Here is an 8690-nt window from a genome sequence, read left to right as displayed (position 1 = left end):
CCTCGTACTGGACGTACTTGGGCTTGTGCCCGGTGCGCCGAGAGTGCGTGCCGGGCGTCGCGACGGGGCGAACGTTGCCTGCCGCGGCACTAGGAGCTTGGCCAGCGGCAGAGAGCATCTGTTCAGTCGAGGACCGCCGTGGCTTCGATCTCGACCAGATGGTCGGGGACATCCAATGCCGCAACGCCGATCAGCGTGGTCGGCGGGGCCGGGGTGATCCCCAGCTTCGCGGCTGCCCGGGAGATCCCTTCCAGGAGCCGGGGCATCTTGTCGGGGGTCCAGTCGACGACGTAGAAGGTCAGCTTCGCCACGTCGTCGAAGGAGCCACCGACCTCGGCCAGGGCGGTGCCGACGTTGAGAAAGCTCTGCTCGACCTGGGCGGCGAGGTCGCCTTCGCCGATGGTGACTCCCTCGGCGTCCCAGGCGACCTGCCCGGCGACGAAGACCAGCCTCGACCCGGATGCGATCGACACCTGCCGGTAGACGTCGATCTTGGGCAATCCGCCGGGGTTCATGAAGGTGATGGCCATGCTGCCTGTCTCCTCGTCCTGAGCGTCTGTGGGCCCGTGTCCGCGCCGATCAAGACGCTCGCTCTCTTGTGGTTACCGGGAAACCGTAAGAGAGTGGGCGCTGACGTGGAAGAACGCACTTTTCAGTGACTGGAGAACCTTATGGTGACCAAGCAGTTCACCGGCTCGCCCGAGGATGCAGATCTGGCGCGTGCGGGCTCCCTGGCGCGGGAGATCTTCTCCGACGTCGCCAACAAGTGGGCGTTCCTGATCGTCGAGGGTCTCGGTGACCGCACCCTGCGCTTCAGCGAGCTGCGGAACGAGATCGAGGGCATCAGCCACAAGATGCTGACCCAGAACCTGCGCATGCTGGAACGCAACGGCCTGGTCGAGCGCACCGTGTACCCCACCGTCCCACCGCGGGTCGAATACACCCTCACCGAGCCGGGCCAGGCTCTGCGAGCGACGGTCGACGGAATGTGCGGCTGGACCCGCCGGTACCTCGGTCACATCGAGACCGCCCGCCGCAGCTTCGACGCCTGACGGCCGGCGCACGCGCCGCCGTGGGCCGGCCGGCTGCCTGGTGATCACCGCAGCCGGACGCGACCTGCAATCCCTCCGACGTGTCGCCCGTTACTGACCCACGCTCCTAGGGAGTGGTCCTGTCGTGGGTGGGAGGCAGGAGGGTGGTGGCGTGGGCGGCCGAGGCGAGGGTGATGTGACGGTGCCAGCCGGCGTAGGAACGGCCCTCGAAGTCGTACAGCCCGATACTGCGGCCGGTACCGCTCGCGCCCCGCGCGACCTGTGCGGGGACGGCGGCCAGCCGCACCAGGGCGACCGTGTCCAGCGCGGTGAGGTCGGTCAGCCAGAAGGCGGCGTCCAGCGGGCCGACCGGGTCGCGCAGCGCCAGCAGAAGCTGACGGCGGCCGGGCCCCGGGCCGTCGGCGGCCCGGCACAGCACCCGCGCGGCCTCACGCCGGCCGGCCGCGGGCCGAGGCGCGGGCACCCGGCTGAGCAGACCGCGCGGCAGGGCACCGGCCAGCTCGCGGGCGGTGCCCGGAGGCCCGGTGGCACGGCCGTCGGCGCCGAGCCGGGTCAGCAACTGGGCGGCGCTGATGCGGAGCAGGTAGGAGAAGCCGTGAGCGCCCAGCAGAGCGGCGACCCGACCGGCCGGGGCGTGGCGGGCGTCCAGGAGGACCGGGGGGTGGGGCGCCGCTCCGGTGCGGGCGGTGTCCAGGAGCATCGCCAGCCCGGCCGACACCCCGTCCAGGGCGACCGCGTCGGCGGGGATGCCGGCCTGCTCGCGCAGGTGGCCGTCGTCCAGCCAGCGCGGGGTGAGCTGGAGTTGCCAGTCGACCGGAAAGCCGCCCCGGTCCGAGGCGGCCCACAGTCCGAAGGCCCGCTGCGCCCTGACGGTCCGTGCGGTGCGCGGGTCGGCGAAGTGGTCGACGCCCACGCCGCCGCGTCCGGCACGGGGCACCGTCGCGGTGTGCACGACCCAGGCCCGGGGCGGCAGCAACCCGCCCATGTGCCGGGCGAGGGCGGCCCGTACCGGCCGCCAGTCCCATGTCGACGCGCTGACCAGGTGATGCAGCCGCTGAGCGTCGGCCGGATCCCCGGTGTGCGAGGCGATGTTGCGGATGGTCTTGCGTCCCGTCGCCTCCAGCAGCCCCCGGATGTACAGCTCCGCGCTGCGCCGCTGGTCGCGGCGGGCGAGAGAGCGCAGTACGTGATGGGCCAGGTCGGCGACGGGGTCGGGGGCGACGACGGGGTCGGGGGCGGGGGTGACGGTGGGCCGGGGGCCCCACCGGGGTGGGGCGTGCACGGCCGTGGGGACGGTCATCCCGCCGTCCGGGCGTACGCCGCGTCCAGGAGGCCGGGGTCGGGGTCCTCCAGCAGGGCGGGGCTGCCGAGGGCGTCCAGGACGACGAACCCGAGGCGGGTGCCGCGGGTGAGTCCGTCGACGGCGAACGCGGCACGCAGACGCTCCCAGGCATACCGCGGATGCGAGGTCGGCAGTCCGAGAGCCGCCAGCACGGACCGGTGCCGTTGCACGTCACCGGCGTCCAGCCGCCCCGCCGCACGGGCGAGTTCGGCGGCGAACACCATGCCGACGGACACCGCGTGCCCGTGCCGGACGCGGTAGCTCTCGGTGTACTCGACGGCGTGGGCGAGCGTGTGGCCGTAGTCGAGGAACACGCGCGTGTCCCCGGCCGACCCGTCACCGGCCGCCGCTCCCCCGGCGGCCACCGCGATCTGGGCCCGCAGCGCGCCCTCGATCAGTTCTCCCGCCCTCTCGGCCGTCGGGTCCGTCGCGGCGCGTGGGTCGGACTCGATCAGGTCGAGGAGGGCGGGGTCGGCGATCAGGCCCGTCTTCACGATCTCGGCGAGGGAGGCGGTGTGCTCGGCGGGCGGGAGGCTGCGCAGGAGGTCCAGGTCGCACACCGCGCCGATGGGCGGGTGGTGGACGCCGGCCAGGTTCTTGCCCTGGGGCACGTTCAGGGCGGACCGGCCGCCGACGCCCGCGCGGACCATGCCCGCCGGGGTGGCCGGGGCCAGCACCAGGGAGATGCCGCCCTGCCAGGTCGCCGCCAGGAAACCGGCGAGGTCGACCGTGGCACCGCCGCCCAGCGCCACCACGGCGTCGGCGGCGGTGAAGCCGGACTCGCCGAGCTGCGACCACAGGTAGACGACGACACCGGCGTCCTTGGCCGCCTCGCCGGGCGGCACCACCAGCGGCAGCACCTGGCGGCCCGTGCGTTCGAGGTCCCCGGCGATCCGGCCGGCGGCGCCGGCCAGTTTCGGCGGGTGCACGATCGCGACGCGCGGCGCCCGGTCGCCGAGCATGCGCCCGGCCTGCTCGTGCAGTCCCCGGCCGAGGACGACGGGGTACGGTGCCGGGCCGGCCGACCTCAGGGAGACGGACGTGGGGGACGAAAAGGTCGGGAAGGTCAAGGCAGGCCTCATTCGATGGTCAGGTGGTCGAGATAGGCGCGGTGGTTGCGGGCGGTCTCCGGCACGCTGTCACCGCCGAACTTCTCCAGCGCGACGTCCGCGATCACCAGGGCGGTCACGGCCTGGGCGACCACGGCGGCGGCCGGTACCGCGCACACGTCGGAGCGCTGGTGGTGGGCCACGGCCGCCGCGCCGGTGGCCACGTCGACGGTGGCCAGGGCCCGCGGCACGGTGGCGATCGGTTTCATCGCGGCCCGTACGCGCAGGAGTTCCCCCGTCGACATGCCGCCCTCGACGCCGCCGGAACGGCCGCTGGAACGGCGTACCCCCGCGTCGGTGGGGACGATCTCGTCGTGCGCGGCGGAACCGGGGGCGGCGGCGAGCGCGAAGCCGTCCCCGAACTCGACGCCCTTGATGGCCTGGATACCCATGAGGGCACCCGCCAGCCGGGCGTCCAGCCGCCGGTCCCAGTGCACATGCGAGCCGAGACCCGGCGGAAGACCATGGACCAGGACCTCGACGACACCGCCGAGGGTGTCCCCGGCCCGCCGCGCCCGGTCGACCTCGGCGACCATGGCGGCCGACGCGACGGCGTCGTGGCAGCGCACGGGGTCGGCGTCGAGCCGCCCGGTGTCCTCGGGCCCGGGCGGCTCGGGCGAGCCGGATCGCTGTCCGCCGAGCGCCACGACATGGCTGACCAGCCGGATCCCGTACGCCTGCGCCAGGAAGGCCTCGGCGAGGCTGCCCAGCGCGACCCGGGCGGCGGTCTCCCGGGCGCTGGCCCGCTCCAGCACGGGCCGGGCGTCGTCGAAGCCGTACTTCTGCATGCCGGCCAGGTCCGCGTGGCCGGGGCGGGGGCGGGTGAGCGGGTCGTTGCGGGCCTGGCCCGCCAGTACGGCGGCGGGCACCGGGTCGGCGGCCATCACGTCCTCCCACTTCGGCCACTCGCTGTTGCCGACGCGGACGGCGACCGGGCTGCCGAGGGTGCGGCCGTGCCGCACCCCGCCGACGAAGTCCACCTCGTCGCGCTCGAACGTCATCCGGGCACCGCGCCCGTACCCCAGCCGTCGGCGGGCGAGCGCGTCGGCGACCTGTTCGGTGGAGGTCCGGACACCGGCCGGCATCCCCTCGAGCACGGCGACCAGGGCCGGCCCGTGCGACTCGCCGGCGGTGAGCCATCGCAAAGCAGACAATGCAGTTCCTTCGGTCGGAGCCGTTCCTCTGGTGGGAGCCGTTCTCCCGATGCGCGCCGGTCTTTCTACGGGTGCTCCGTCATCTCGGTGACGTGCTCACGCCGCCGTGCGCGCGCCCCTCCGGTCGCGGGCCACCGCGGGCCGGGGCGGGGTGCGGGCGGCGGGTGCCGCGAACCGCTGTACCCGCCAGCCGCAGTCCTTCAGCCGCTGGACCATGCCCGGGGCGGCGGTGGGGGCGACCATCAGCTCGACCAGGCCGCTGGGTTTGCCCGGCGAGTGGTCGATGGACATGTCCTCGATGTTGACGTCGAGTTCGGAGGCGGCGCCCAGCAGCCGCGCCAGCTCGCCCGGCTGGTCGCCGATCAGGATCCGTACCGGCACACAGCCGACGTCGAAGGCGCCGTGCTTGCCCGCGATCGCCGCGCGCCCGGCGAGCCCCCGGGCGAGCAGGTCGGCCAGCAGGGTGGTGCCCTGTGCGCGCTCGTCGGCGTCGACGGCGGCCAGCCCCCGCAGCGCGGCGACGGTGACGTCGAGGTCCTCGGCGAGGTCGGCCAGCACATCGGCGACGGCCGCCGCGTTGGCCTCCAGGATGTCGCCCCACAGCCGTACGTCGCCGTCGGCGATCCGGGTCACGTCCCGCACCCCCTGCCCCGCGAGCCGTACCGCGTCGGCGGACAGGTGCTGCAGCCGGGCCGCCACCAGCGCGGCCACGACGTGCGGGGCGTGGGAGACCGCGGCGACCGCCCGGTCGTGCGCCTCGCTGTCCATGAGGACGGGAATCGCGCCGCACGACGCGACCAGTTCCAGTGCCTTGTTGAGCGTCTCCCGCGTCGTGTGCGCGGACGGGCTGAGCACCCAGGTCCGCTCCTCGAACAGCGTGGCGCAGGCGGCCAGCGGCCCGGAGCGCTCCCGCCCGGCCATGGGGTGGCCTCCGACGAAGACCGAGGGGTCCGTGCCGTGCGCGGCGGCCCCCCGCTCCGGCCGGCCCTTCACACTCGCCACGTCGGTGTAGGCGTGGGCGAGCCGGCGGGCCTGCTGCTCGGCGAGCACCGCGCCGACCCGGGCCGGCGGTACGGCGAGCACCGCGATGTCGGCAGGCCCGGGCGGGGGGCCGACCAGTCCGGCACCGAGCGCCGCGGCGGTACGGGCCGTGGACTCGTCGGCGTCGGTCAGGTACACGGTCACACCGTGCCGGGTCAGGGCCAGCGCGATGGAGGTGCCGATCAGGCCGGTGCCCACCACCGCGGCGGTGCGGATCACGCGGGGTCCTGCACGGCCGGGGCGAGGTCCCGGCGCAGTACGGCGGCGCCCCCGAGGTAGACGTGCTGGATCTCGGGCTTGGGCCGCTCGGTGTCGGCGTGCGCGAGGATCCTGACCACCCGGGGCAGCGCCCCTTCGATGTCGAGTTCCTGCGCGCACATCAACGGCACGTCGGCCAGGCCGAGTTCACGCACGGCGGCGGCGGGGAAGTCGCTGTGCAGGTCGGGCGTGGCGGTGAAGATGACGCTCACCAGGTCGTCGTGGACGAGTCCGTTGGCGTCGAGCATCCGCTGGAACAGGGTCTTCACGCTGTGGCACAGATGGGTCCGGTCGTCGCGCTCCAGCTGGACCGCGCCGCGCACTGCTCGCATCGTCATGGCACCCTCCTCGTTCGGTGGTACGGATCGTGACGGCTCAGGCCGCGGAGGCGATCCGGGGGGCGGGCTGGTGGACGGAGGTGCTGCGCTCGCGGTAGAGCTCGGCGACCTGGAAGGCGAGGTCGAGGGACTGATAGCGGTTGAGGCGGGGGTCGCATGCCGTGTGGTAGCGCTGGTGCAGGTCGCTGACCGCCACGTGGTCACCGCCGCCGACGCACTCCGTGACGTCCTCGCCGGTCAGTTCGATGTGGATGCCGCCGGGGTGGGTGGCGAGGGCGCGGTGTACCTCGAAGAAGCCTCGGACCTCGTCCAGGACGTCGTCGAAGCGGCGGGTCTTGTGCCCGCTGGGCGCCTCGAAGGTGTTGCCGTGCATGGGGTCGCACAGCCAGACGACCTCGGCGCCGGAGGCGGTGACCTTCTCGACGAGACCGGGCAGCACGTCCCGCACCTTGTCGTGGCCCATACGGGTGATGAAGGTCAGCCGTCCCGGTTCGCGCGCCGGGTCGAGCCGGTCGATGAGGGCCAGCGCCTCGTCGGCGCTGACGCCGGGGCCGAGCTTGACGCCGATCGGGTTGCGCACCTGGGCCGCGAACTCGACGTGCGCGCCGTCGAGCCGGCGGGTCCGCTCGCCGATCCAGATCATGTGCGCGGACACGTCGTACGGCAGCGCGGTGCGCGAGTCCGTGCGGGTGAACGCCGTCTCGTAGTCGAGCAGCAGCGCCTCGTGGCTGGAGTAGAACTCGGCGGAGTGGAACTCGCCGGGGTCCGCTCCGCAGGCGGCGAGGAAGGTCAGCGCGTCGTCGATGGCCCCGGCGAGATCCTCGTACCGCTCGCCGATCGGTGAGCTGGCGACGAAGTCCCGGTTCCACTCGTGGACCTGACGCAGGTCGGCGTAGCCGCCGGTGATGAAGGCGCGGATCAGGTTCAGGGTGGCGGCGGAGGCGTGGTACATCCGCTTCAGCCGCTCGGGGTCGGGCCGGCGGGACTCGGGGGTGAACTCCAGGCCGTTGACCGAGTCGCCCCGGTAGACGGGCAGTTCGACGCCGCCCTGCACCTCGGTGGGCTTGGAGCGGGGCTTGGAGTACTGGCCGGCGATACGGCCGATCTTCACCACCGGCACCGAGGTGGCGTAGGTGAGGACCGCGGCCATCTGCAGCAGAGTCTTGATCTTGTCGCGGACCTTCTCGGCGGTGACCTCGTGGAAGGTCTCCGCGCAGTCGCCGCCCTGCAGGACGAACGCCTCGCCGCGGGAGACCTGGGCGAGTCGGCCGCGCAGTTGGTCGCACTCGCCGGCGAAGACGAGCGGCGGATAGGCGGACAGCTCTGCGACGACCGCGCGCAGGGCTTCGGGGTCGGGCCAGTCGGGCTGTTGCGCGGTGGGCAGCCGACGCCAGGAATCCGGGGACATCACGGTGTGCTCAGCATGCATGCGGGAGAGGCCTCAATCTCGTACGGAGGGAAGGACCGGCCCGACCGGGCCGCGGGGCGGGGGCGACCGGCACGCCCTACTCCTGGAGCAGGTCGGGCTGCTCGGCGGTGATCTCGTCCCACAGCAACTGGAAGCTGAACCAGCCCAGTTGCTCGTCGCCGAAGCCCTCACGGGCGGCCAGGGCCTGTTCGTGCGTGAAGGTCTGCGGGGTGCCCGCGGCCTGGGCGAGCAGCTGTATCTGGGCGCAGCTGTCGTAGGTGAGGAACCAGTGCACGGCCTCGTCCAGGGAGCCGCCGACCGTGATCAGGCCGTGGTGGCGGAGCAGGATGGCCTGGTTGTCGCCGAGCCGCTCGGCGATGTCGCGGCCGTGGCGGAGGGAGACCGAGGGGCCCTCGTAGTCGCCGTAGAGCACCTGGCGTCCGTAGAACGCGGCGGACTCCTGGTCGATGGGCTCCAGGAGCCGGCCGAGGGCGCCCAGCGCCCGGGAGTGGGGGGTGTGGGCGTGGGCGGCGGCCGTGGCGCCGGGGTGCAGTTCGTGGATCTGCGAGTGGATCACGAAGGCGCTGGGGTTGACCGGGTGGTGGCCGCTGACGACGCGTCCGGTGGAGTCGACGCAGATCAGGTCGGCGACGCGGACCCGGTTGAAGGAGACGCCGAAGGGATTGACCCAGAAGCGGTCCTCGTGCTCGGGGTCGCGTACGGATATGTGGCCGGATATGCCTTCGCCGAACCTGTACTTGCCGAACAGTCTCAGGGCGGCGGCCAGCCGCTGCTTGCGGTGCCGGCGGGTCTCCTCGTGCGTGGCGAAGTGCGGCTCCCCGGGGATGGGCAGCCCGGTGGCGGTGTCGGCGAGGTGGGCGGGGCGGGGCTCGGTGGCGGTGGTGCTCATGCGCGGTGGTTCCTTCCTGGGTGGGTGAAAGGGGGCGCGGTGCGGTGCCGATGCGCGGTTCCGCCGCGCGGGCGGGAC

The 8690-nt window shown here is 73.4% G+C and carries 9 protein-coding genes; 1 reads left to right on the top strand and 8 read right to left on the bottom strand.

Annotated elements, in window-relative coordinates:
• Nucleotides 1–122: 122 nt before the first annotated feature.
• The gene (locus tag ABT057_RS22425) at nt 123–530 is read right to left on the bottom strand and encodes a RidA family protein (protein WP_352345087.1); all 408 of its coding nucleotides are present in this window, start codon (nt 528–530) and stop codon (nt 123–125) included.
• A 141-nt stretch (nt 531–671) separates the two neighbouring features.
• Between ABT057_RS22425 and ABT057_RS22420 the strand changes: the two genes are divergently transcribed.
• A complete protein-coding gene (locus ABT057_RS22420; RefSeq protein WP_352345085.1) occupies nt 672–1052 on the top strand; it encodes a winged helix-turn-helix transcriptional regulator in 381 nt (126 codons plus the stop codon).
• 106 nt (nt 1053–1158) lie between these two features.
• On the opposite strand, the gene ABT057_RS22415 is transcribed toward ABT057_RS22420, so the two are convergent.
• The 7 genes from ABT057_RS22415 to ABT057_RS22385 all read right to left on the bottom strand — a co-directional run bounded on the left by ABT057_RS22415 (nt 1159) and on the right by ABT057_RS22385 (nt 8612).
• Entirely contained in the window at nt 1159–2352 is a 1194-nt protein-coding gene (locus tag ABT057_RS22415) for an IS701 family transposase (protein WP_352345083.1), read from the bottom strand.
• Complete coding sequence (locus ABT057_RS22410) at nt 2349–3464, bottom strand: 3-dehydroquinate synthase family protein (RefSeq protein ID WP_352345081.1); 1116 nt, start codon at nt 3462–3464, stop codon at nt 2349–2351. Before ABT057_RS22410 ends, ABT057_RS22415 begins: the two co-directional genes overlap by 4 nt.
• 8 nt (nt 3465–3472) lie before the next feature.
• Nucleotides 3473–4657 (bottom strand): chorismate synthase, encoded by a 1185-nt coding sequence (gene aroC, locus ABT057_RS22405; protein WP_352345079.1) that lies wholly within the window; start codon nt 4655–4657, stop codon nt 3473–3475.
• Nucleotides 4658–4753: 96 nt separating this feature from the next.
• Nucleotides 4754–5914, bottom strand: coding sequence for a prephenate dehydrogenase (locus tag ABT057_RS22400; protein ID WP_352345093.1), 1161 nt, complete (start codon nt 5912–5914; stop codon nt 4754–4756).
• Nucleotides 5914–6294: a chorismate mutase gene (gene aroH / locus ABT057_RS22395; RefSeq protein WP_352345077.1), complete on the bottom strand. Its 381-nt coding sequence runs from the start codon at nt 6292–6294 to the stop codon at nt 5914–5916. Before aroH ends, ABT057_RS22400 begins: the two co-directional genes overlap by 1 nt.
• 37 nt (nt 6295–6331) lie before the next feature.
• A complete protein-coding gene (locus ABT057_RS22390; protein ID WP_352345075.1) occupies nt 6332–7723 on the bottom strand; it encodes a class II 3-deoxy-7-phosphoheptulonate synthase in 1392 nt (463 codons plus the stop codon).
• 76 nt (nt 7724–7799) lie between these two features.
• Nucleotides 7800–8612: a class II aldolase/adducin family protein gene (locus ABT057_RS22385; RefSeq protein WP_352345073.1), complete on the bottom strand. Its 813-nt coding sequence runs from the start codon at nt 8610–8612 to the stop codon at nt 7800–7802.
• Nucleotides 8613–8690: the final 78 nt, after the last annotated feature.

It is taken from the genome of Streptomyces sp. NPDC002588 (assembly GCF_040295925.1).
In the GTDB taxonomy this organism is placed as follows: domain Bacteria; phylum Actinomycetota; class Actinomycetes; order Streptomycetales; family Streptomycetaceae; genus Streptomyces.
This window is presented reverse-complemented; position numbering and strand designations above follow the sequence as displayed.

Bases quoted from the DNA above. Each gene is read 5' to 3' on its own strand.
- ABT057_RS22390 (WP_352345075.1), bottom strand. From the start codon at position 7,723: ATGCATGCTGAGCACACCGTGATGTCCCCGGATTCCTGGCGTCGGCTG.
- aroH (WP_352345077.1), bottom strand. From the start codon at position 6,294: ATGACGATGCGAGCAGTGCGCGGCGCGGTCCAGCTGGAGCGCGACGAC.
- ABT057_RS22425 (WP_352345087.1), bottom strand. From the start codon at position 530: ATGGCCATCACCTTCATGAACCCCGGCGGATTGCCCAAGATCGACGTC.
- ABT057_RS22385 (WP_352345073.1), bottom strand. From the start codon at position 8,612: ATGAGCACCACCGCCACCGAGCCCCGCCCCGCCCACCTCGCCGACACC.
- ABT057_RS22415 (WP_352345083.1), bottom strand. From the start codon at position 2,352: ATGACCGTCCCCACGGCCGTGCACGCCCCACCCCGGTGGGGCCCCCGG.
- ABT057_RS22420 (WP_352345085.1), top strand. From the start codon at position 672: ATGGTGACCAAGCAGTTCACCGGCTCGCCCGAGGATGCAGATCTGGCG.